The 21398-nt window shown below is 61.0% G+C and carries 18 protein-coding genes; 14 read left to right on the forward strand and 4 right to left on the reverse strand.

Features of this window, described 5'->3' with window-relative positions:
- The first annotated feature begins 2 nt into the window (after window positions 1-2).
- The 5 genes from mmsB (at window position 3) to N5D22_RS16570 (ending at window position 6584) form a co-directional block, all read left to right on the forward strand.
- Window positions 3-887: a 3-hydroxyisobutyrate dehydrogenase gene (mmsB, locus tag N5D22_RS16550; RefSeq protein ID WP_279656795.1), complete on the forward strand. Its 885-nt coding sequence runs from the start codon at window positions 3-5 to the stop codon at window positions 885-887.
- The gene (locus N5D22_RS16555; RefSeq protein ID WP_279656794.1) at window positions 884-2839 is read left to right on the forward strand and encodes an acetoacetate--CoA ligase; all 1956 of its coding nucleotides are present in this window, start codon (window positions 884-886) and stop codon (window positions 2837-2839) included. Before mmsB ends, N5D22_RS16555 begins: the two co-directional genes overlap by 4 nt.
- 4 nt (window positions 2840-2843) lie before the next feature.
- A complete protein-coding gene (locus N5D22_RS16560) occupies window positions 2844-3629 on the forward strand; it encodes a 3-hydroxybutyrate dehydrogenase (RefSeq protein ID WP_279656793.1) in 786 nt (261 codons plus the stop codon).
- Window positions 3630-3807: 178 nt separating this feature from the next.
- On the forward strand, window positions 3808-4149 hold the full coding sequence (locus tag N5D22_RS16565) for a hypothetical protein (protein WP_279656792.1): 342 nt from the start codon (window positions 3808-3810) through the stop codon (window positions 4147-4149).
- Between the two features lie 98 nt (window positions 4150-4247).
- The gene (locus N5D22_RS16570) at window positions 4248-6584 is read left to right on the forward strand and encodes a glucose/quinate/shikimate family membrane-bound PQQ-dependent dehydrogenase (protein WP_279656791.1); all 2337 of its coding nucleotides are present in this window, start codon (window positions 4248-4250) and stop codon (window positions 6582-6584) included.
- A gap of 76 nt (window positions 6585-6660) precedes the next feature.
- Here the strand turns inward: N5D22_RS16570 and N5D22_RS16575 are convergent, their stop codons facing one another.
- Window positions 6661-7161, reverse strand: a complete 501-nt coding sequence (locus N5D22_RS16575; RefSeq protein ID WP_279656790.1) for a ferritin-like domain-containing protein — start codon at window positions 7159-7161, stop codon at window positions 6661-6663.
- Window positions 7162-7347: 186 nt separating this feature from the next.
- Here N5D22_RS16575 and N5D22_RS16580 point away from each other — a divergent pair, with 186 nt between their 5' ends.
- From N5D22_RS16580 to N5D22_RS16590, 3 genes are read left to right on the forward strand one after another with little or no spacing between them, the layout of a single operon-like run.
- On the forward strand, window positions 7348-8178 hold the full coding sequence (locus N5D22_RS16580; protein ID WP_279656789.1) for an N-formylglutamate amidohydrolase: 831 nt from the start codon (window positions 7348-7350) through the stop codon (window positions 8176-8178).
- Window positions 8175-10052 (forward strand): flavohemoglobin expression-modulating QEGLA motif protein, encoded by a 1878-nt coding sequence (locus N5D22_RS16585; RefSeq protein ID WP_279656788.1) that lies wholly within the window; start codon window positions 8175-8177, stop codon window positions 10050-10052. Before N5D22_RS16580 ends, N5D22_RS16585 begins: the two co-directional genes overlap by 4 nt.
- 10 nt (window positions 10053-10062) lie before the next feature.
- The gene (locus N5D22_RS16590) at window positions 10063-11109 is read left to right on the forward strand and encodes a glutathione synthase (protein WP_279656787.1); all 1047 of its coding nucleotides are present in this window, start codon (window positions 10063-10065) and stop codon (window positions 11107-11109) included.
- A gap of 2 nt (window positions 11110-11111) precedes the next feature.
- On the opposite strand, the gene N5D22_RS16595 is transcribed toward N5D22_RS16590, so the two are convergent.
- Both N5D22_RS16595 and N5D22_RS16600 read right to left on the reverse strand, forming a co-directional pair.
- Complete coding sequence (locus N5D22_RS16595; protein ID WP_279656786.1) at window positions 11112-12134, reverse strand: NAD-dependent epimerase; 1023 nt, start codon at window positions 12132-12134, stop codon at window positions 11112-11114.
- Window positions 12135-12218: 84 nt separating this feature from the next.
- Window positions 12219-13550 (reverse strand): UDP-glucose/GDP-mannose dehydrogenase family protein, encoded by a 1332-nt coding sequence (locus N5D22_RS16600; protein WP_279656785.1) that lies wholly within the window; start codon window positions 13548-13550, stop codon window positions 12219-12221.
- Window positions 13551-13933: 383 nt separating this feature from the next.
- Here N5D22_RS16600 and N5D22_RS16605 point away from each other — a divergent pair, with 383 nt between their 5' ends.
- Window positions 13934-14821 (forward strand): DMT family transporter, encoded by an 888-nt coding sequence (locus tag N5D22_RS16605; RefSeq protein ID WP_279656784.1) that lies wholly within the window; start codon window positions 13934-13936, stop codon window positions 14819-14821.
- 104 nt (window positions 14822-14925) lie between these two features.
- The gene (locus N5D22_RS16610; protein ID WP_279656783.1) at window positions 14926-15906 is read left to right on the forward strand and encodes a glutathione S-transferase family protein; all 981 of its coding nucleotides are present in this window, start codon (window positions 14926-14928) and stop codon (window positions 15904-15906) included.
- A gap of 12 nt (window positions 15907-15918) precedes the next feature.
- Here N5D22_RS16610 and N5D22_RS16615 read toward each other — a convergent pair whose 3' ends face one another.
- Window positions 15919-16821, reverse strand: a complete 903-nt coding sequence (locus N5D22_RS16615) for a LysR family transcriptional regulator (RefSeq protein WP_279656782.1) — start codon at window positions 16819-16821, stop codon at window positions 15919-15921.
- A 201-nt stretch (window positions 16822-17022) separates the two neighbouring features.
- On the opposite strand from N5D22_RS16615, the gene N5D22_RS16620 reads away from it, so the two are divergent.
- The 4 genes from N5D22_RS16620 to N5D22_RS16635 all read left to right on the forward strand — a co-directional run bounded on the left by N5D22_RS16620 (window position 17023) and on the right by N5D22_RS16635 (window position 21367).
- The gene (locus N5D22_RS16620) at window positions 17023-18552 is read left to right on the forward strand and encodes an aldehyde dehydrogenase family protein (RefSeq protein WP_279656781.1); all 1530 of its coding nucleotides are present in this window, start codon (window positions 17023-17025) and stop codon (window positions 18550-18552) included.
- 230 nt (window positions 18553-18782) lie between these two features.
- Entirely contained in the window at window positions 18783-19736 is a 954-nt protein-coding gene (locus tag N5D22_RS16625; RefSeq protein ID WP_279656780.1) for an aliphatic sulfonate ABC transporter substrate-binding protein, read from the forward strand.
- A 21-nt stretch (window positions 19737-19757) separates the two neighbouring features.
- The gene (locus N5D22_RS16630) at window positions 19758-20537 is read left to right on the forward strand and encodes an ABC transporter permease subunit (protein ID WP_020009953.1); all 780 of its coding nucleotides are present in this window, start codon (window positions 19758-19760) and stop codon (window positions 20535-20537) included.
- An 8-nt stretch (window positions 20538-20545) separates the two neighbouring features.
- Window positions 20546-21367: an ATP-binding cassette domain-containing protein gene (locus N5D22_RS16635; RefSeq protein WP_279656779.1), complete on the forward strand. Its 822-nt coding sequence runs from the start codon at window positions 20546-20548 to the stop codon at window positions 21365-21367.
- The last annotated feature ends 31 nt before the right edge of the window (window positions 21368-21398 follow it).

The raw sequence follows: 21398 nt of genomic DNA on the forward strand, positions 1-21398 counted from the left end.
CGATGAAGACCGTCGCTTTTATCGGGCTGGGACATATGGGCCTGCCCATGGCCGCCAATCTCGTCAAGGCCGGATATGCCGTCAGGGGTCACGATCTTTCCGAAGCCTGCCGCGCGGCGGCGAGAGAGGCGGGCGTTCCCGTTGCTGCGGATTCTGCCGAGGCCATCGAAGCGGCTGACGTCATCATCACCATGCTGCCGAAGGGCGAACATGTGGTTTCCGTCTATGGCGATCTGGTTAAAAAGATTTCTGCCGGCACGCTGCTTATCGATTGCTCGACGGTGGATATGGAAAGCGCGCTTAAGGCGCATGAGCTGGCTGCTTCCGCCGGTTGCCCCTCGGTCGATGCGCCCGTATCGGGCGGAACGGGCGGGGCCGCGGCGGGCACCCTGACCTTCATGTGCGGCGGAGAGGCTGCGGCTTTCTCTGCGGCAAAGCCGGTGCTGGAGGCGATGGGCAAGAGGATCGTGCATTGCGGCAAGGGCGGCAACGGCCAGGCGGCCAAGATCTGCAACAACATGATCCTTGGCATTTCCATGATTGCGGTTTCCGAAGCCTTCGTGCTGGGCGAAAAACTCGGGCTTTCGCATCAGGCGCTGTTCGATGTCGCCTCCACCTCTTCCGGGCAATGCTGGTCGCTCACCACCTATTGCCCGGTGCCGGGACCGGTGCCGACATCGCCCGCCAACAGGGATTACCAGCCCGGATTTGCGGCGGCATTGATGCTCAAGGATCTGAAGCTTTCGCAGGCGGCGGCGAATGGAGCCGGGGCCTCCACCCCGCTCGGTGCGGCCGCGGCGGCGCTTTACGAGAACTTCGTCGGCGAAGGAAGCGGCGGGCGCGATTTCTCCGCCATCGTCGAAATGCTGCGCGGGAGCGAGGCATGACGGACGCCGCGCCATCCGACATCTTATGGGTGCCGCCGGAGAAGAGGCGGGAGCGCTCGGCGCTTTTCACCTTCGCGACGAAAACGGCAAAGCTGCACGGGCAGGCCGCCGATGACTATGCCGGCCTGCTGCGCTGGTCCATCGACGCGCCGGACGCCTTTTACGATGCGCTGTGGGACGAACTCGGCATTATCGGCACGCGCGGCGACGTGGCGTTCAAACCGGGTGCGACGATAAGGGACGCCGAGTTCTATCCGGGCGCAAGGCTCAATTATGCCGAAAACCTGCTGCGCGATGCCGACGGGCGGCTGGCCATCATCGCCCATCGAGACGATGGCACAAGGCGCGAGATTACCCGCAGAGAGCTATACGCCGAAGTGTCCCGCACGGTGCAGGCGCTTGCCGATGCCGGTGTGAGGCAAGGCGACCGCGTCGGGGCCATCGTCACCCATGATATCGAGGCGATTGTCAGCTATCTGGCGTCAAGCGCCATCGGGGCGATCTGGTCCTCCTGCTCGCCGGATTTCGGGCCGGCGGGAGCCTCCGACCGCCTGTCGCAGATCGGCCCGAAAATCCTCATCGCCGTGCCGGAATATGGTTATGCCGGCAAACGCATCGATGTCGGCCCGACCATTCGTGCGGTGGCGGAAAGTGCGGCGCCTGAGAAGATCGTGCTGATCGGCGACGCCGTTCCCGAAAGTCTTGCCGATCTCGGCTGCGTGACGCTTACGGATTTCGTCGCGCCTTATGCGGCGGGTGAGATTGCCTTCAACCGTCTGCCCGTCAAGGCGCCACTGGCGATCCTTTACTCCTCGGGCACCACCGGCAAGCCGAAATGCATCACCCATTCCGGCGGCGGTTTGCTCCTTCAGCACATGAAAGAGCTGAAACTGCAATGCGATATTCAGGAAGGGGAGCGCTTTTTCTATTTCACCACCTGCGGCTGGATGATGTGGAACTGGCAGGTCTCCGGTCTGGCGCTCGGCGCTACGCTCGTCACCTATGACGGCAATCCCGGTTATCCAACATCGGCGCGGCTGATCGATCTCATCGACGCCGAGCGGATCGCCACTTTCGGCACGTCGGCGAAGTTCATCGACGCCTGCCTGAAGGCCGGGCTGAAGCCGCATGAAAGCCACGATCTTTCATCGCTCAGGACAATTCTCTCCACCGGATCGCCGCTCATCCCGCAATCCTTCGATTATATCTATCGCGACTGGAAGGCCGATGTGCACCTCGCCTCCATTTCCGGCGGCACTGACATTTGCGCCTGTTTCCTCGGTGGCAACCCTTTGCAGCCCGTGCATCGCGGTGAATTGCAGGGTGCGATGCTCGGCATGGATATCGATACGCTGGATGATGAGGGCCGTTCCGTTCGCGGTATTGCCGGCGAACTCGTCTGCCGCAATGCGCATCTGTCCATGCCGGTGAAATTCTGGGGCGATGAGGATGGCTCGCGCTATCGGGCCGCCTATTTCGACCGGTTCCCCGGAATATGGGCGCATGGCGATTTTGCCGAAATGCGCCCCTCCGGTGGCTATGTCATTCATGGACGCTCGGACACGACGCTCAATCCCGGCGGGGTTCGCATCGGGACTGCGGAAATCTACCGGCAGGTGGAAACCGTGCCTGAGGTCGAAGAGGCGATTGCCGTGGGGCAGGATATCGACGGCGACCAGCGGGTCATCCTCTTCCTGCGCATGAAGGGCGGCGCGGTTTTGACGGAAGAGCTGGAAAAGACCATCCGCAGCCGCATCCGTTCGGGTGCGACGCCGCGGCATGTGCCGGCAAGGATCATTGCCGTCAGCGCCATTCCCCGCACGCGTTCGGGCAAGATTTCCGAAATCGCGGTGCGCGACACCATCCATGGCCGGCCGGTAAAAAATGCCGATGCGCTCGCCAATCCCGAAGCGCTCGAACTTTTCCGCAACCTGCCGCAGCTGAAGGACTAGGCCGATGGAGGATCAACCGAAAACCGTGCTTGTCACGGGTTCCACCAGCGGCATCGGGCTTGCCATCGCCAAACGTTTCGCCGAGGCGGGGTATCTGGTCGCGGTGCATGGCATAGAGACGACGGAAGAGGCGACGCAGGCGCTGGAGGCGGTCGCGAAGGTGGCGCGGCACAGGCCGGTCTATTTTGCCGCCAACCTTGCCAATTATGATGAAAGTGCGCATCTGCCGGAAACCGTTATCGCCGAATTCGGTCATATCGATGTCCTCGTCAACAATGCCGGCATCCAGAAAGTCGCGCCGATCGACGAATTCGATTTCGCCGATTTCTCCCGTATCGTCGCGATCTCGCTGGACAGCGCCTTTCACACCATCCATGCGGCCTTGCCGGGCATGAAGGAAAGGGGCTGGGGCCGTATCGTCAACATCGCCTCCGCCCATGGTTTGCGCGCCTCGCCTTTCAAAGGGCCCTATGTGGCGACCAAACACGCCGTGGTGGGCCTGACGAAAAGTGTGGCGCTGGAAGTGGCGGAACTCGGCATCACCTGCAACGCCATCTGCCCCGGTTATGTCTGGACCCCGCTTGTCGCCGCCCAGGTCGCCGATCAGGCGCGGGTGCACGGCATGAGCGAGGGGGATGTGGTGAAGAAGGTGATGCTTGCGCCGCAGCCGACGAGGCGGTTCGTGCAGCCGGAAGAAGTGGCGGAGATGGCGGTTTATCTTGCGGGAGACATGGCGCGCTCCATCACCGGCACCACCATTTCCATCGATGGCGGCTGGACCGCGAAATAAATTTCGCGTCGCCGCCGGCAAGCAAACAAACGCCCGCAGCGCGCTCGATGCGGCGGATCGTGACGGTTCCGACCCATCCCGTTTGCCGGCCCGGTGCGGTTAAGCTCGTCTTTCGCTATCTGGAACAAAACCCTGACCCCGGGGATTAAATCTCAGAGGGTTACAGGGAGTGAAAGACATGGCCAGAGAAAATACCAGCTATCTCGACGGTCGGTATGCTGCGAAAAGTGAAACAGCCACGCGCGTGCGGCAAGGGTCTCGCGGACATCCGGTCCTTGTGATCCTGATCGTCAGCCTGGTTCTTGCATTGGTGGTTTGGGGCGTCGTCGAATATTCCGTTTTCGAGCCGGACGAGAACCTGTCGCAGAACCCGCAGACCGAGACTGCGCCGGCGCCGCAGCAGCCATCGGCATCTGAGAGCTTCGATAACAACCCCGCCAATGGTCGCACCGCACCGCCGTCATCGACCGAGAGCAATCCCACGCCGCAGGATTCCACCGGGGCGCCACAAAATCCATAACCACCATGGCGTGAAATTCTTATGATGATAATTTGTATGGAACCAGATCGCGCCCGATTTCATTTCACACAAAGTGACAGGAATCGGGGGTTTCATTCATGGCAGTCACCGTCACTGCGGTTATTCTCACGCTGATCGGCCTTGCGCTGTTCGGTTTCGGCTCTCAGCTCGTCATGCTGGGCGGGAGCTTTTATTACGTGCTTTCCGGATTGGCCTTCCTGTTGACGGCCATTCTGCTGTTCAGGCGCAATCGCGCAGCCCTTCACGTCTATGCTCTTTTCATTGTCGCGACGCTTGCCTGGGCAATCTGGGAGGTCGGCTTCGACTGGTGGCAGCTCGGCCCGCGCGGCGGCGTCATCATTCTCATCGGCCTCTGGCTTCTGGTGCCATGGGTCAGAAAACCGCTCGGTTTTGCAAGCCCGACCGGAATGAGCTACGGCCCGAATGCCTGGCCGCTGGCGCTGTGCGTTCTCGCCTCCATCGTGGTCGCCGGATATTCCATGACGCAGGACCCGCACGATCAGGCAGGCTCCCTGCCTGTGGAGACGGCGTCTGCCGCACCGGTCTATGGCGGCAACGTGCCGGATGGCGAGTGGCATCAATATGGCCGCACGCCCTATGGCCAGCGTTATTCGCCGCTGACCCAGGTCAATGTCGACAATGTCTCGCAGCTGAAAGAAGCCTGGCGTTATCAGACCGGCGACGTGAAACTGCCTGACGATGTGGGCGAAACCACCTATCAGGTCACGCCGCTCAAGGTCGGCAATACGCTTTATATCTGCACGCCGCATAATTGGGCGATTGCCATCGATGCCGCCAGCGGCAAGGAAAAATGGAAATACGACCCCAATGTCGGTCTCAATCCGGACCGCCAGCACCAGACCTGCCGCGGCGTCTCCTATTACGCCGAACCGAATGCCGCACAGGGTACGGCCTGCGCCGAGCGCGTCTATCTGCCGACTTCGGATGCAAGGCTGATTGCACTCGATGCGGCCACCGGTCAGGTCTGCACCTCCTTTGCCGATCAGGGTGTGCTGCATCTTGAGCAGGGCATGAAATACAATCCTGCCGGTTATTATTATTCGACCTCGCCGCCGGTCATCGCGGCGGGCAAGATCATCATTGGCGGCGCAGTGAACGACAATTATTCGACGCAGGAACAATCCGGCGTCATCCGCGCTTTCGATGTGAACAGCGGCGCCTTGATCTGGAACTGGGATTCGGGCAATCCGCAAAGGACCGAGCCGATCGCCGCAGGCGAGACCTATACGACCAACTCACCGAACAGCTGGTCGGTGCTGAGCTATGACGAAGGCCTCGGCCTCGTTTACGTCCCGCTCGGCAATCAGGTGCCGGATCAGCTCGGCATGGGCCGCAGCGAGAATGTGGAGAAATATTCCTCCTCCATCGTGGCGCTCGATATCAATACGGGCAAGGACCGCTGGGTGCGGCAGACGGTTCATCACGATCTCTGGGACATGGACGTTCCGGCCCAGCCGGTGCTGCTCGACATTACCAAGGATGGGCAGAGCGTTCCGGCCCTCGTCGGTCCCACCAAGCAGGGCGATATCTACGTGCTGGACCGGCGCACCGGCGAGCCGCTGCTGCCGATCACGGAAGAACCGGCTCCGGGCGGTGCGATCCCCGAGGACTTTACCTCGCCGACACAGCCGACCACGGCGCTGTCGTTCAAGCCGGAGCCGCTGCAGGAAAAGGACATGTGGGGCGTCTCCATGTTCGATCAGCTCGCCTGCCGCATCCGTTTCCACCAGCTGAACTACGAAGGCCGCTATACGCCGCCCTCGCTGACCGGTTCCATCATCTATCCCGGCAATTTCGGTACGTTCAACTGGGGCAGCGTTGCGGTCGATCCTGAACGTCAGGTGATGTTCGGCATGCCGACCTATCTCGCCTTCACCTCGAAGCTCGTTCCGCGCGATCAGATTCCGCCGAAGGGCCAGGACGAGAAAGGCAGCGAACAGGGCCTCAACCGCAATGACGGCGCACCCTACGGTGTGTTCATGGGTCCGTTCCTCGGTCCGCTGAAGATTCCCTGCCAGGCGCCGCCATGGGGTTATGTGGCGGGTGCGGACCTGCGCACCGGCGACATCGCCTACAAGCACAAGAACGGCACGGTCCATGACATGACGCCGCTGCCGCTGCCCTTCAAGCTGGGCGTGCCGGGTATTGGCGGGCCGATGATCACCAAGGGCGGCGTCGCCTTCCTCGGTGCGGCGGTCGACAATTACCTGCGCGCTTATGACCTCACCACGGGTAGACAGCTCTGGGAAGCGCGTCTTCCGGCCGGCGGCCAGGCGACGCCCATGACCTATTCGCTCGATAACGGCAAGCAATATGTGGTGATGGTTGCGGGCGGTCACGGTTCGGTCGGAACCAAGCCGGGCGATTATGTGATCGCTTATACGCTGCCGTAGACCGTATCGGCCTTCTGCAAATAAAAAACCGGAATGGGTGACCATTCCGGTTTTTGCTTGTGGGGCTGAAGCGGGATCATGCCGCCTTTTTCTGGGCAGCGGCATTGATCGACGTCTTGGCGAGCGAGGTGAGCGCGTCGTCGGTCCTGCTTTCTTCCTTAAGCGTGGCGTCCAGCAGGGAAACGACATTGCCGTGTCCGAGCTTTTCCGCCCATGCCTTCAGGGTGCCGTAACGGGCGATCTCATAGTGCTCGACCGCCTGGGCCGACGAGATGAGGCCGGCGTCGAGGGCGGCCGTGCCCTTGAAATCGTCGATGATTTCCCCACCTTCCGCGATAATGCCCTGGATCGCCTCGCAGGTCTTGCCATGCGCCCGCTTGCCGATCATCTCGAACACTTCCTGAAGGCGTTCGATGTGGCCCTGCGTTTCTTCCTTGTGCTTTTCGAAGGCCTGTTTCAGCTTCGGATCGGTTGCCGCCCGCGCCATTTTAGGCAGGGCTTTGAGGATCTGCCGTTCGGCGTAGTAGATATCCTTCAACGTGTCGTAAAACAGGTCGTCGAGTTTCTTCTCAGCCATTGTCCTTCTCCCATGATGTGAAATGTCCGACGTGCGCGCATGCGCACGGGGGAAAAACCCTCCGCCGCTCCCATGGTTCCGGCTCGATTGCGCGCAATATTTATATTGCGGCCATCGCTGCCGGCGCGCGGACAGGGAACAAATAGGCACGTCCCGCGGTTTTACATCCGGTGCAGGGGAGGCGGCATGACAGGCGGACTGAATGGCGGCGAAAATCACGGTGACGGAGACAACAGAAGCTTCTGGTCGATCGACTTCGGCAATTCTCCGGTCATCGGCACGGCCATTCATGACGGCCATCTCATCCGCCCGGATATAGCCGGCCTGATGGCTCTTTCTTCTGAGCAGCGGCTGAGGGAGGAGGACCCCTTCACCGGCGAGATGATCGCCGGACTGACGAACCGCATCGTCGTCCATCATTCGCGTTTCGAAATCGATCTGAACCGCGCCGCCGATCAGGCGATTTATCTGAAACCCGAGCAGTCCTGGGGGCTCGATGTCTGGAAACGGGAGCCGGAAGGGGCGTCTATCCGCCAATCGCTCGATTTTCATGCCGATTATTACGCGATGCTTGAGACCGTGCTTTCAACCGCGGAGCGGCGGCACGGCGCCTTTGTGGTGCTGGATGTGCACAGCTACAATCATCGCCGCCAGGGCGCCGCCGAACCGCCGACGGCGCAGGCGGAAGCGCCCGATATCAATATCGGTACGTTTTCCATGGATCGCAGCCGCTGGAGCGATGTGGTGAGCGCGGTCGGCCATCATTTCGCCTCCGCGACCATCGGCGGACGCCGTCTCGACGTGCGCGAGAATGTGGCCTTTCAGGGCAAGGGTGAGCAGACCCGTTTTATTCACGAGCGTTTTGCCGAAAACGGCTGCGCTATCGCGGTCGAATTCAAGAAATTCTTCATGGATGAATGGACGGGAGAGCCGGATATGCGGGCGATTGCGGATATCAGGGAGATGATGGCCGCAGCTCAGCCGGTTATCGAAGAGTGCCTGAGGTCGCGGCGATGACCGTTTCTTCCGCCCGTAGTGCGCCTTCTCCCATTGCCGGTCTGGTCGATGACGTCGTGTCCTGCCTGGAGGCCGGCAAGGCCGTCCGCCGCGACGTCGGAAAGGACGGGCGGCTGCATATCGACCGGCCGCTGCCGTTCCTCTGCCTGCACCTGACGGGCGGCACGAAAGATCTCGCCGCCCGCGATATCGCCGCCGCCCATGCCTCCTATCTCATCGCGTCGACCATTCAGGATGCCGCGCCGTTCATCGAGGCGGTCGGCACGGCCATGCGGCAGCGTTTCGGGGCCTTTGTCGTTCTAGATATTGGCGAGCTTGAACACGACATCCTGCTCGCCGACGATTCCCCTTTCCTGCCGCATTACGAGGTTTCGGTTTCGGCGACGTCAGAACCGGAGACGCAGAAAGCACGCCGTGTCTTCATCAAGGCGGTCTGCGATGCCGAGGTGCGTTTTCGCACGCCGCGCATCACCCGGCCGGAACCGGAGGCCGACCCGATCTTCCGGTTTCAGAATGCCGGGCTGGATTTTCCCTGCATCAGCGTGCGCTTCGCGCCGATCTATCGCCAGCCGGAATCGGGTGCGGATTATCCCGGCCTGCGCGAGACGATGATCGCCGATCTCTTCGATGCAGGCCTGCAGGCCTTTTCGTCCTTTTCTTCCGGCATGGATGCGCTGAAGGTCTCCAGCCACAGGGCGCTCGGCCGCAAGGCCTTTGTCGATGCGGTCAAACGCGCCGACCGGTCGATCGACGACATCGTCTCCTCCTTCGATTTTCTGCTCTCCGTCACGCCCATCAATGCCCGGCGTGCCTTCGAGGAGTTTCGCGATGGCGGCTTCCAGTTCGCGCCGCGCCTGCTGTACCGGCCGCTGGGAGTGGATGTGGAGGAGCAGAAGCGCAAGCTCTATTCCGTCGTTTTCGATCATCTGGAAGACCCCGTGCTCTATCATCTCTACCGGGAGAAACAGCGGGAGATCGATCTGCAGCTGACGATGCTGGCAAGCCTGCACCATCGCACCTTCACCGATTTTTCACGTGCGCTTTATGGTGCCGTCGAACCCGCTCTTCTGACGCTGGCGCTCCGTGTGCTTGAGGATTGCCCGCGCCGGGAGGAGAGCGGCGACATCGCCATGGTGGATTGTTACGCGGTCGCCAGGAAGTCGCGCGAAATGGTCGAGACCTATCTGGCTGAGGAGCCGGAGTTCAAGGCGCGTGTCGAAATCCGCGACGATCTGCCGCCCGGGCTGATGGTGACGGGCGAGAAGCTTTTGATCTCCCGCCACACGGTCATGGAACAGCGCCGTGTCGAGGCGCTGCTGTCGCATGAGATCGGCGTACATCTTCTTACCTATTTCAACGGTTCGTTTCAGGGGCTGCGGCTCTTCCGCACCGGCCTTTCCGGTTACGAGGGCGTGCAGGAGGGGCTGGCGGTGCTGGCGGAACATCTGGCCGGCGGCATGACGCGCGAGCGCCTGCGGCTGATCGCCGGCCGCGTCGTCGGCTGCGCCGCCATGCTTGATGGTGCGACTTTCGTTGAGACTTTCCGCATCATGACCCGCAGGCACGGTTTCGACGAGGCAGCCGCCTTCAACATGGTGCTGCGCATCTATCGTGGCGGCGGTCTTTCCAAGGATGCGATCTATCTGCGTGGGCTGGCGGAGGTGCTGGACCATCTGCGCAGGGGCGGGGCGCTCGATCCGTTCTGGATGGGCAAGATCGCCGCCGCGCATTTTCCTGTCATGCAGGAGCTTGCCCTGCGCGGCCTGCTTCGCCCGCCCGGTGTCCGGCCCGCATTCCTGCTGCCGGCCAAGGCCAATGAGCGGCTGGAAAAAATACGGGCGGGATTATCCATTGCCGAACTGGCGACATTATAGGAGGGGCCTCATGCGTATCGCATTTTTCGTTAATTCCATCGAGACCGAGGGACCGAACTACGCGACCGGCCTGCTGGCCATGGCGGCGCTCAATCGCGGCCACGAAGTGGTTTATCTGACGCCCGGTGATTTCACCTTACGCTCGGACGACAGCCTGACCATCCATGCCACAGTGCTGCCGAAGGCGAAATACAAGAAATCGGATGCGTTCCATGCTGCCCTGCAGGACAAGGCGCTGGAACGGCGGACCATGGATGTGGAGGAAATCGATGCGCTGATGCTGCGCAACGACCCCTCTCTCGACCAGACCACACGGCCATGGGCGGTGCATGCCGGCATCCTGTTCGGGCGGCTTGCCGAGCAGCGGGGCGTCGTGGTTCTGAACGATCCCGAAGGTCTGGCGCTGGCGCAGAACAAGCTCTATTTCCAGAGCTTTCCCGAAATCGTCCGCCCGACCACGATCATTTCGCGCAATGTCGAGGAAATCCGCGCCTTTGCCGATGCGCACCCCAAGGGTGTCATCGTCAAGCCGCTGCAGGGCTCCGGCGGCAAGAACGTTTTCAAGATCGGCTCCAGCAAGGAGACCAATCTCAACCAGATTTTCGAGGCGGTGAGCCTCGAAGGTTATCTGATCGCGCAGGCCTATCTGCCGGCCGCCAAGGATGGTGATATCCGCTTCTTCATGATGAATGGCCGCCCGCTGATGCGGGATGGCAAATATGCCGCCCTTCGCCGTGTGCCGGCCAAGGGCGATCTGCGCTCCAACATCCATGCCAAAGGCACGGCGGAGGCGGCGACGGTGACCGATGAAATCGTGGCGCTCGCCGAAATGGTGCGGCCGAAGCTGGTGGAGGACGGCATGTTCCTCGTCGGGCTCGATATCGTTGGCGACAAGATACTGGAAGTGAACGTGTTTTCGCCGGGCGGGCTTTCCAATATCCGCGATCTGACGGAGATGGATTTCAGCGACACGATCATCGAGGCCGTGGAAACCAAGATCACCATGCAGAGCGCTTCCGGCGGCACCATCGCCAACCGCCTGCTGGCGACGTTGTGATTTTATTCCCGTAATTCGGCCGGGTGCATCTCGCGATACCAGGTGACGAGGGCCTTGATGCCCTCTTCGACCGGGGTTTGCGGCACGTAACCGGTCAATGCCTTCAGAAGATCGGGCGAGGCGAAGGTGCGGGGAACGTCGCCCTGCTGCATCGGCAGCATGTTGCGGATCGCGGGTTTCCCGACCGCCTTTTCGACCGTCTCGACGAAATGCATCAGTTCCACCGGCTGGCCGCCGCCGATATTGACCACGCGGAAGGGCGCGTGATGGGAAAGCGTGTCGGTGACACCTTCCTGCGTGACGCGGTTTTCCTCGGACGGGATAACCGCGCTCAGCCGGACGATGCCTTCGACCAGATCGTCGATATAGGTGAAGTCGCGGCTCATATTACCCTGCCCGTAAATATCGATCGGCCGGCCGTTGGATACGGCATCGACGAATTTGATGGGCGCCATGTCCGGCCGTCCCCATGGGCCATAGACCGTGAAGAAACGGAAGGCGGTGGTGGGCAGCTTGTGCAGATGGGCATAGCTATGCGCCATCAGCTCCATCGATTTTTTAGTGGCGGCGTAAAGCGTCATCGGCTCGTCGGCCTTGTCGCTCTCCGCGAAGGGGATTTTTTCGTTGGCGCCGTAGATGGAGGAGGTCGATGCCAGCATCAGGTGCTTGACCTGCAAGCTTCTCGCGAGCTCCAGCATGTTGAACGAGCCGATGAGATTGGAATCGACATAGGCGCGCGGATTTTCAAGGCTGTAACGGACACCCGCCTGTGCGGCGAGGTGGATGATGATCTCCGGTTCGGCGGCCTCTGCCGCGCGCTTCAGCGCATCCGTATCTTCCAGCATGCCGATTTCGGCCCGGAAGCCGTTGGAGCGGGAAAGGATGGCGTGGCGTTTTTCCTTGAGACTGACATCGTAATATTTCGTCATGCCGTCGAAACCGGTCACGAAATGGCCGGCGTCCAACAGTCGCTTCGCAACATAAAAGCCGATGAAGCCAGCTGTGCCGGTAACCAGATAACGCATGATGATTATATCCCGAATCCGTTGGTGCGTTTGCGGTCTGACCGAAGCGCAGAAAACCTTAATGAAATGGCGAAAACGAAACCTCTATGCGCCCTTGTCGAAACCGCCTTCGTGCGGACGACCGACCGCGGCATAGATGAAACCATGCGCGGCGACCTCATCCGTGCGGTAGATATTGCGCAGATCCACCAGCACCGGATGTTTCATGATCGCTTTCAGGCGCGGCAGGTCGAGCGCGCGGAACTGGTTCCATTCCGTCACGATCACCACGGCGTCGGCGTCTTCCGCCGCTTCGTAGGGGCCGGCCGCGTATTCGATATCCTCCATCAGATGGCGGGCATTCGCCATGCCTTCCGGGTCGTAACCGACCACTTTCGCGCCGCCGTCCTGCAGGGTCTGGATGATGGCGATTGCCGGGCTGTCGCGCATGTCGTCGGTATTCGGCTTGAAGGTGAGGCCAAGCACGGCGATCTTCTTGCCGCGCACATCGCCGCCCACCGCATTGATGACCTTGCGGCCCATGGCGCGTTTGCGGTTGTCGTTGATGGCGATGGTGGTCTCGATCAGCCGCACCGGCGCGTCATAATCCTGCGCGGTCTTGGCAAGCGCCAGCGTATCCTTCGGGAAACAGGAGCCGCCATAACCGGGGCCGGCATGCAGGAACTTCGAACCGATGCGGCCATCGAGACCGATGCCGCGCGACACGTCCTGCACATTGGCGCCGACCTTTTCGCACAGGTCAGCCATCTCGTTGATGAAGGTGATCTTCATCGCCAGAAAGGCGTTGGCGGCATATTTAATCAGTTCGGAAGCGCGCCTTGTGGTGAAGAGCAGCGGCGACTGGTTGAGGTAAAGCGGGCGGTAAACCTCGGTCATGACGGGGCGGGCGCGCTCGTCCGAGAGGCCAACGACGATGCGGTCCGGCCGCTTGAAATCCTCGATGGCGGCACCTTCGCGCAGGAATTCGGGGTTGGAGACCACGGCGAAATCGGCCGAGGGGTTTTCCTCGTGGATGATACGCTCCACCTCGTCGCCTGTGCCGACGGGAACGGTGGATTTGGTGACGATGACGGTGAAACCGTCAAGCGAATGGGCGATCTCTTTTGCCGCCGCATAGACATAACCGAGATCCGCATGGCCATCGCCGCGCCGCGAGGGCGTGCCGACCGCGATGAAGACGACATCGGCATTGGCGACGGCTGCGGAAAGATCGGTGGTGAAGCTCAACCGGCCAGCCTTGGCATTGTTGGCGACGATAGTTTCCAGACCCGGTTCGAAGATCGGAATATGGCCGTTTTTCAGGGCCTCTATCTTCTCCGGCATCTTGTCGACGCAGACCACGTCATGGCCGAAATCCGCAAAACACGCGCCGGACACGAGGCCGACATAACCCGAACCGATCATCACAATCCGCATTCTTTTTCCTTTCGGTTAGCGAGGCCATGTTAACGCGGCAATACCAGCCGGGGAAATCGGCGAGTGAAAATCACATAATAATATTTAGCCGCCTTCATGCCCGTCGCCAAGCGCCACGATCAACACCGGCTAACCTCTTTCCATGACGGTGATGTGATGGCCGTGGCGGGACAAATTTGCCGCACCTTGCCACCGATTGCACCGATGCGGCGAGATCGCGCATTTTTGCCTCTTTTGCAGCTTGCACTCATAGGTAGCCGGGTCTAGCCATAGGATGAGGATCAAATCTGCCAGACTGTCTGTCCCTTGAAAGGGGCGTCCGGGTCGCCTTCCACGCGGCCGGGGGATGCTTTGCATTGCGGTCGGTGTTTGGGGACGTTCAAATGCAAAAGGGTTTTCTGCTCGGTCTGTTCGCTTATGCGACCTTTTCCATGGGCGATGCCACCATCAAGTCGCTTGGATCGCAGATCAGCGTTTTCGAAATCGGCTTCTTCAGCATTCTGTTTTCCGGCATTTTCATTTTCTTCAGTAAACCACGGGAGGAAAGGTGGCGTGAATTCTGGCGCATGAGCCGGCCCTTCGCCGTGCACGGGCGCGCCATCTCCGGCCTCTTCGCCGGTATTTTCGGCATCTATGCCTTCACCACCATTCCGCTGGCGGAAGCCTATGCGCTGATCTTCCTGTCGCCGCTCTTCGTGACCGTGCTTTCCGCCGTCGTGCTGAAGGAGAATATCGGCCCATGGCGCTGGGCGGCGGTTCTGGCCGGCATCGTCGGTGTAGTCCTCGTCGTGCGGCCGGGCTTCAAGACGCTGGAACTCGGGCATTTCGCCGCCATCGGCGTTGCGTTCCTTGCGGCGATGACCATCGTTTTGCTGCGCTCGCTTGCGGGCAAGGAAAAGCGCACCTCGATCATGGGCGTGCTGCTGATCTACGGCCTCACCTTCAATGGCATTGCCTCCATCCCCGAATTCGTCATGCCCAACCTGCACCAGCTTCTGGCCTTCGCCTTCATCGGCCTTTGCACGGCGACGGGGCAGATCACCCTTCTGGTCGCAACCCGCATCGCGCCGGCAAGCCAGATCGCGCCGTCGCATTATTCGCAAATCCTCTGGGCCGTGGCGATCGGCATGGCCTTCTTCCACGAATATCCGGATGCGGTCGCCGTGCTTGGTCTGGCCGTCATCGCCGCATCGGGGTTGCTGACGATGATCCGCGAAAAGGTGAGGTTGGGCACCGTGCGCTGGAACCCGTTTTTCCGCAATCGCCTCTGAATTCACCCTTGATCGGAAACAGTGCGTCAACCGAAGCGCGGCTTGTGAAGCGGCGGCAACCCGGCCCATAAGGTTTTCATCTTTAGATGAACGGAGAGCCGCAAATGCTCGTGGATGGAAAATGGACCGCCGAATGGCATCCGGTGCAGGCAACCGACAAGAAAGGCGGCTTCGTTCGCCAGACCTCCGGCTTCCGCAATTGGGTGACACCTGACGGTTCGGCGGGGCCGACGGGTGAGGGCGGCTTTGTGGCCGAAAGCGGCCGTTATCATCTTTACGTCGCGCTGATCTGCCCCTGGGCATCGCGCACGCTGATCGGCCGAAAGCTGAAGAAGCTCGAAGCGGCGATTTCCGTTTCCGTTGTCGAGCCCGCCCTTTCCGACGAGGGCTGGAAATTCGGCGACTATCCGGGCGCGGATCGCGATGGACTCAACGGCTTCACCTATATGCACGAGGTCTATACCAGCGCGGATCCGCACTATACCGGCCGCGCCACCGTGCCGGTGCTTTGGGACAAAAAAACGAAAACCATCGTCAACAACGAATCCGCCGATATTCTGCGCATGCTGAATTCCGGTTTCGGCGCTCTGGCCGATAATGGCGTGGACCTCTATCCGGAAGGTCTGCGGGACGAGATCGACGCTCTCAATGACCGCATCTATCCGCGCCTCAACAACGGCGTTTACAGAACTGGTTTCGCCACCACGCAGGTCGCTTATGAAGAGGCCTTCGCCGATGTGTTCGCAACGCTTCAGGAGCTCGAAAGCCGCCTCGCTTCAGGCGGACCTTTCCTGTTCGGCGATCTCTTGACCGAAACGGATGTCCGGCTTTTCGTGACGCTGGTGCGTTTCGATGCCGCCTATTATGGCCTGTTCAAATGCAATCTTCGCCGCATCGCCGATTATCCCGCCCTTCAGGCCTATATGATGCGGGTGCTGGCCATTCCCGGTGTGCGTGACACGGTCAATATCGACCATATCAAGCGCGGTTATTATTCCATCAAGGCGCTCAATCCGACCCGGATCGTGCCCGTCGGTCCCGATCTTCCGGGGCTGTATGACGTTTCTCTCCGCCCGTCGAACTGAGCGTATGACGGATTACACCGGCTTGCCGACCTGATCGAGCAGCCAGGCCTGAAAGGCGCGGGCCAGCGCATTGTCCTGCCGCCCTTCCGGCAGGGCGACGTAATAGCTCTTGTCGGTCTGCAGGGGCATGTCGAAGACGATTTCTAGGCGGCCGGCCGCAAGTTCCGCCTCGATGAGATATTTCGGCAGAAGGGCAAAACCGATGCCGCTTGCGGCGGCCTCGATGATCATCGAGAACTGGTCGAAACGGCTGCCCTGATAGGCATTGTCAGCCGTCACCCCGTTCATCTCCAGCCATTCCGTCCATAGTTTCGGACGCGTCGTCACATGCAGCAGCGGCTGCCCGGTCAGATCCTGCGGCTGGTTCACGCTGGCGCGGCGTAGCAGGGCGGGGCTCGCGACCGGCACGATCACTTCGTTGCACAAAAATGTGCAGGTGCCATGCGCCCAGACCGGCTGGCCGTAGTGAATGGCGAGATCGAACCCTTCTTCGTCGAAATCGAAAGGGTGCGAGCGCGAGCCGATGGTGATCGTTATTTCCGGATTGGCGTCTATGAAGCGGTGGAGGCGCGGCATCAGCCAGCGGCTGCCGAATGTCGGCAATGTGGCGACGGAAAGCGATGCGTGCGATGTTCCGGCTGAAACCGCGCGCACCATCAACTGTTCGGATTGCTGCAGCAGGCGCCGCACATCGGGCAGGAACTTACGCCCCGCTTCCGAAAGCACGACCCGCCTGCGGATACGTTCGAAAAGCTGCATTCCGGTCTGCGCTTCCAGTTCGCCGATCTGCCGGCTCACCGCGCTCTGCGTGAGGTTGAGTTCTTCCGCCGCACGCGTAAAATTACCATGCCGTGCCGCGCATTCGAACGCCTGCAGGGTAACGATGTCAGGAACCAGTCTTCTGCGCGGGTCCATTCCATTCTCGCATCAACTTACCCGCTTTCCTCATTGGAAAGGGTCATTATGGCCATATATGATTACGGGAAAGAATGGAACGGTGCAAAACACCAGTTTCACATAACGAATGGCAAATTCGGGGAAAGAAGAGTGACGGGAGTTGAAAGCGCCGTATCAAAACGGCCTTTCCTCCCTTTTTGAGCCAAAAGGACGATGGACATGGATGCGACCACGAAGCTCGACGTGAAACAGGAAGCTGCGGCCCTGCTCGACAGGATGGGCGTTGCCCGCGATCTCTATACCGGCGGCGATATGGCCTCCTTCAGCCCGGTGACGGGTGAACAGGTCGCGAGCCTGAAGACCGTTTCGGTCGAGGGTGTCGCAGCCGTGATCGACCGGGCCGATGCCGCCTTCAAGACATGGCGCAATGTGCCGGCGCCCCGCCGTGGCGAACTGATCCGGCTGCTCGGCGAAGAGCTGCGCGCCTTCAAGGCCGATCTCGGCCGTCTCGTGTCGCTGGAGGCGGGCAAGATCCCGTCCGAAGGCCTCGGCGAAGTGCAGGAAATGATCGATATCTGCGATTTCGCCGTCGGTCTGTCCCGCCAGCTTTACGGTCTCACCATTGCCACCGAACGCCCCGGCCACCGCATGATGGAAACCTGGCATCCGCTCGGTGTCGTCGGTGTCATCTCCGCCTTCAACTTCCCGGTCGCGGTGTGGTCATGGAATGCGGCGCTCGCCATCGTCTGCGGCAATTCGGTGGTCTGGAAGCCTTCGGAAAAGACGCCGCTCACGGCGCTTGCCGTGCAGGGCATCTTCGAGCGCGCCGCCGCCCGTTTCGGCGATGCACCGGAAGGCCTCTCGCAGCTGCTGATCGGCGACCGCGCCGTGGGTGAAGCATTGGTGGACAATGCCAAGGTGCCGCTCGTCTCGGCCACCGGCTCCACCCGCATGGGCCGCGATGTAGGCCCGCGTCTGGCGAAACGCTTTGCCCGCGCCATTCTGGAGCTCGGCGGCAACAATGCCGGCATCGTCTGCCCGTCCGCCGATCTCGATATGGCGCTGCGCGCCATCGCCTTCGGCGCCATGGGCACGGCCGGCCAGCGCTGCACCACGCTTCGCCGTCTCTTCGTGCATGACAGCGTCTATGACCAGCTCGTGCCGCGTCTGAAAAAGGCCTATGCCTCCGTTTCCGTCGGCAACCCGCTGGAAACATCGGCGCTCGTCGGCCCGCTGGTCGACAAGGCGGCTTTCGATGGCATGCAGAAAGCCCTCGAAGCGGCGAAAGCCCATGATGGCGTGGTGAATGGCGGCGGCCGCGTGGATACGGGTGCGCCGGATGCCTATTACGTCAAGCCGGCGCTTGTCGAAATGCCGAAGCAGGCGGGGCCGGTGCTGGAAGAGACTTTCGCGCCGATCCTCTATGTCATGAAATACAGCGATCTCGATCAGGCAATCGACGCGCATAACGCCGTCTCCGCCGGTCTTTCGTCATCGATCTTCACCCGCGACATTCAGGAATCGGAACGCTTCCTGTCTTCGGAAGGCTCGGATTGCGGCATCGCCAACGTCAATATCGGCACCTCGGGTGCGGAAATCGGCGGCGCTTTTGGCGGTGAGAAGGAAACCGGCGGCGGCCGTGAATCCGGTTCGGATGCGTGGAAGGCCTATATGCGCCGCGCCACCAACACGGTCAATTATTCCAAGGCTCTGCCGTTGGCGCAGGGCGTTTCCTTTGATATCGAATAAGCCCATCGCATTCTGATCGATCCATATGCCGGCGCGCCATGCGCCGGCATTTTCGTTTGGGGGTCGAAAATAGGCCGCCGCCAATATTTGCGGTGAAGCCTGATGGCGGCGGAATTTTATTCCCGTCATATCGACCATATTGAATTATTGTCTCTCTATCGTTTTTATCGAAAATCCTAGCATTGCTCCATGTCGCAGACCGGCCAGAGGGGCTGGTGATAGGAGATGAAATGCCAGCCATTACCCGACGCGTCCTTTCCGCCAGCCTTCTTGCTGCCGCTGCCCTTTCCGCTCTGCCCTTTTCCGCGCAGGCGGCGGAAGAGCTGAAGATCGGTTATCAGAAAACCGGCCTGCCGGTGATCGCCCGCCAGCAGGGCGTCATCGAAAAGGCGCTCGAGGCCAAGGGCGTGAAGGTTTCCTGGGTGGAGTTTACCGCTGGCCCGCCGCTTGTTGAAGCCCTGAATGTCGGCTCCATCAATGTCGGCTGGACGGGGGATGCGCCGCCGATCTTCGGTCAGGCGGCCGGTTCCGCCATCGTTTATGTCGCGGCGCTTCCTTCGAACGGCAAGGGCGAAGCGATCTTCACCAAGCCTGAGAGTGGCATCAAATCGGTTGCCGATCTCAAGGGCAAGAAGGTCGGCGTCGGCAAGGGCACCAGCGCGCATAATCTGCTGGTGGCGGCAATTGAGAAGAATGGCCTGAAATTCAGCGATATCGAGGTGCTCTATCTCAGCCCTGCCGATGCCGCGGCCGCTTTCGCCAGCGACAAGATCGACGCCTGGGCCGTCTGGGATCCCTTCTATGCGATTGCCGAAACCCGCTACAAGCCGGTCACTCTGGCCCGCACCAGCGATGTTCTTAATGTCAGCACCTATTTCCTCGCCAATCGCGATTACGCCAAATCCAATGCGGATACGATCAACATCACCATCGATGCTCTGGGCGAGGCGGCCAAATGGTCCGCTGCCAACCGCGACAAGGTTGCTGCAGCTTTGCATGAGGTGACGGGCGTGCCGCTGGAGGCGCAGACGCTGGCCGCGAACCGCTCTGAATTCGGCATTACCAAAATCGACGACAAGATCGTCGCCAGCCAGCAGGAAACCGCCGACCGCTTTTATCGCCTCGGCCTGATCCCGAAACAGATCAGCATCAAGGATGCCGTCTGGTCGGGCGCGACGAACTGAGCAAGAGCCGGAGGGCATGCCATGAGCACCGGAAAGCGTATCGAGATTGGCGGCATCACAGGCTGGCTGCTCCCCGCACTCATTCTTGCGGGCTGGGAGGCGGCGGCGCGTGCCGGTCTGATTTCCGCCAATGTGCTGCCGGCCCCTTCGGCTGTCGCGGAAGCCTTCTGGCGGCTTCTGCTTTCGGGTGAGCTTGTCGCCAATATAGGCGTCAGCTCCGCCCGCGCGCTCGCCGGTTTCGCCATTGGCGGCTCCATCGGCTTCATCTTCGGCCTAGCCAATGGCCTCTCGAAATTTTCCCGCAGCTTCACCGATACGACGCTGCAGATGATCCGCAACATTCCGCATCTGGCGCTCATTCCGCTCGTCATCCTCTGGTTCGGCATCGATGAGGAGGCGAAGCTGTTCCTCGTTGCGCTCGGTGTGTTTTTCCCGATTTACATCAACACGTTGCTCGGCATTCAGGGTGTCGATCCGCAACTGGTGGAGATGGGCCGCACCTATGGCATGTCGCCCTTCACGCTGTTCCGGCGGGTCATTCTGCCCGGCGCGCTGCCCGCCATTTTCACCGGCCTGCGTTATGCGCTCGGCATCATGTGGCTGACGTTGATCGTCGCCGAAACCATCTCTTCCTCGTCCGGCCTCGGCTATATGGCCATGCAGGCGCGCGAGTTCCTGCTGATCGACGTCGTCGTGCTGTCGATCCTCATCTATGCGCTTCTCGGCAAGCTGGCCGACAGTTTCGCCCGCTTCCTCGAAAGCATCTTCCTGCAATGGCATCCAGCCTTCAAGAAAGTCTGAGGTAACCCATGTCGACCGGCAATGTGACGACGCTGAGACGCCCGGATGCCCCGCCATCCCTCCCGTCGCAGGGGAAAATCGAACAAGGCGAGAAGAAGAACGAAGGCAAGGTCGCCTTCAGCTTCCGCAATGTGGCGAAGAGCTTCGGCGATAAACCGGTTCTGCGCGGCATCGATCTCGATGTGCGGGAAGGCGAGTTTCTGGCCGTCATCGGCAAGAGCGGCTGCGGCAAGAGCACGCTTTTGCGCATTCTGGCCGGCCTCGACACGCCGACGACCGGAACCGTCTCGAAAGATGCATCGAGCCGCACCCGCATGATGTTTCAGGAGCCGCGTCTTCTGCCGTGGGAACGTATCGCGAGCAACGTCTCCGTGGGACTGACCGGCATCGCCAGGGGCGAGGCGGCGCAGAAACAGGCGCTTGCAATTCTCGGCGAGGTGGGGCTGAAGGACCGGGCGGGTGAGTGGCCCTATGTGCTTTCCGGCGGCCAGAAGCAGCGCGTGGCGCTGGCGCGCGCGCTGGTGGCCCATCCGCAGATTCTGGCGCTGGATGAGCCGCTCGGTGCGCTCGATGCGCTCACCCGCATTGAAATGCAGCTTCTGCTGGAGCGCATCTGGCGCAAGCAGAAATTCACCGCCGTTCTCGTCACGCATGATGTTTCCGAGGCCGTCGCGCTTGCGGATCGCATCGTCGTCATCGATGAGGGGCGCATCGCGCTCGATCTCGATGTGAAACTGCCGCGTCCGCGCCGCCATGGCACGGTGGAATTCGCAAGACTGGAAGAGCAGGTTCTGAACCAGCTCTTCGGCCGTGGCGACACCAACGGATAGAGGATGGGCCGGCAGGGCCGAGACCCCGCCG

The organism is Agrobacterium sp. GD03872, from assembly GCF_029840625.1.
GTDB lineage: Bacteria > Pseudomonadota > Alphaproteobacteria > Rhizobiales > Rhizobiaceae > Agrobacterium > Agrobacterium fabrum_A.

Coding starts and splice junctions, on each gene's coding strand:
- mmsB (WP_279656795.1), top strand. CDS start 3: ATGAAGACCGTCGCTTTTATCGGGCTGGGACATATGGGCCTGCCCATG.
- N5D22_RS16555 (WP_279656794.1), top strand. CDS start 884: ATGACGGACGCCGCGCCATCCGACATCTTATGGGTGCCGCCGGAGAAG.
- N5D22_RS16560 (WP_279656793.1), top strand. CDS start 2,844: ATGGAGGATCAACCGAAAACCGTGCTTGTCACGGGTTCCACCAGCGGC.
- N5D22_RS16565 (WP_279656792.1), top strand. CDS start 3,808: ATGGCCAGAGAAAATACCAGCTATCTCGACGGTCGGTATGCTGCGAAA.
- N5D22_RS16570 (WP_279656791.1), top strand. CDS start 4,248: ATGGCAGTCACCGTCACTGCGGTTATTCTCACGCTGATCGGCCTTGCG.
- N5D22_RS16575 (WP_279656790.1), bottom strand. CDS start 7,161: ATGGCTGAGAAGAAACTCGACGACCTGTTTTACGACACGTTGAAGGAT.
- N5D22_RS16580 (WP_279656789.1), top strand. CDS start 7,348: ATGACAGGCGGACTGAATGGCGGCGAAAATCACGGTGACGGAGACAAC.
- N5D22_RS16585 (WP_279656788.1), top strand. CDS start 8,175: ATGACCGTTTCTTCCGCCCGTAGTGCGCCTTCTCCCATTGCCGGTCTG.
- N5D22_RS16590 (WP_279656787.1), top strand. CDS start 10,063: ATGCGTATCGCATTTTTCGTTAATTCCATCGAGACCGAGGGACCGAAC.
- N5D22_RS16595 (WP_279656786.1), bottom strand. CDS start 12,134: ATGCGTTATCTGGTTACCGGCACAGCTGGCTTCATCGGCTTTTATGTT.
- N5D22_RS16600 (WP_279656785.1), bottom strand. CDS start 13,550: ATGCGGATTGTGATGATCGGTTCGGGTTATGTCGGCCTCGTGTCCGGC.
- N5D22_RS16605 (WP_279656784.1), top strand. CDS start 13,934: ATGCAAAAGGGTTTTCTGCTCGGTCTGTTCGCTTATGCGACCTTTTCC.
- N5D22_RS16610 (WP_279656783.1), top strand. CDS start 14,926: ATGCTCGTGGATGGAAAATGGACCGCCGAATGGCATCCGGTGCAGGCA.
- N5D22_RS16615 (WP_279656782.1), bottom strand. CDS start 16,821: ATGGACCCGCGCAGAAGACTGGTTCCTGACATCGTTACCCTGCAGGCG.
- N5D22_RS16620 (WP_279656781.1), top strand. CDS start 17,023: ATGGATGCGACCACGAAGCTCGACGTGAAACAGGAAGCTGCGGCCCTG.
- N5D22_RS16625 (WP_279656780.1), top strand. CDS start 18,783: ATGCCAGCCATTACCCGACGCGTCCTTTCCGCCAGCCTTCTTGCTGCC.
- N5D22_RS16630 (WP_020009953.1), top strand. CDS start 19,758: ATGAGCACCGGAAAGCGTATCGAGATTGGCGGCATCACAGGCTGGCTG.
- N5D22_RS16635 (WP_279656779.1), top strand. CDS start 20,546: ATGTCGACCGGCAATGTGACGACGCTGAGACGCCCGGATGCCCCGCCA.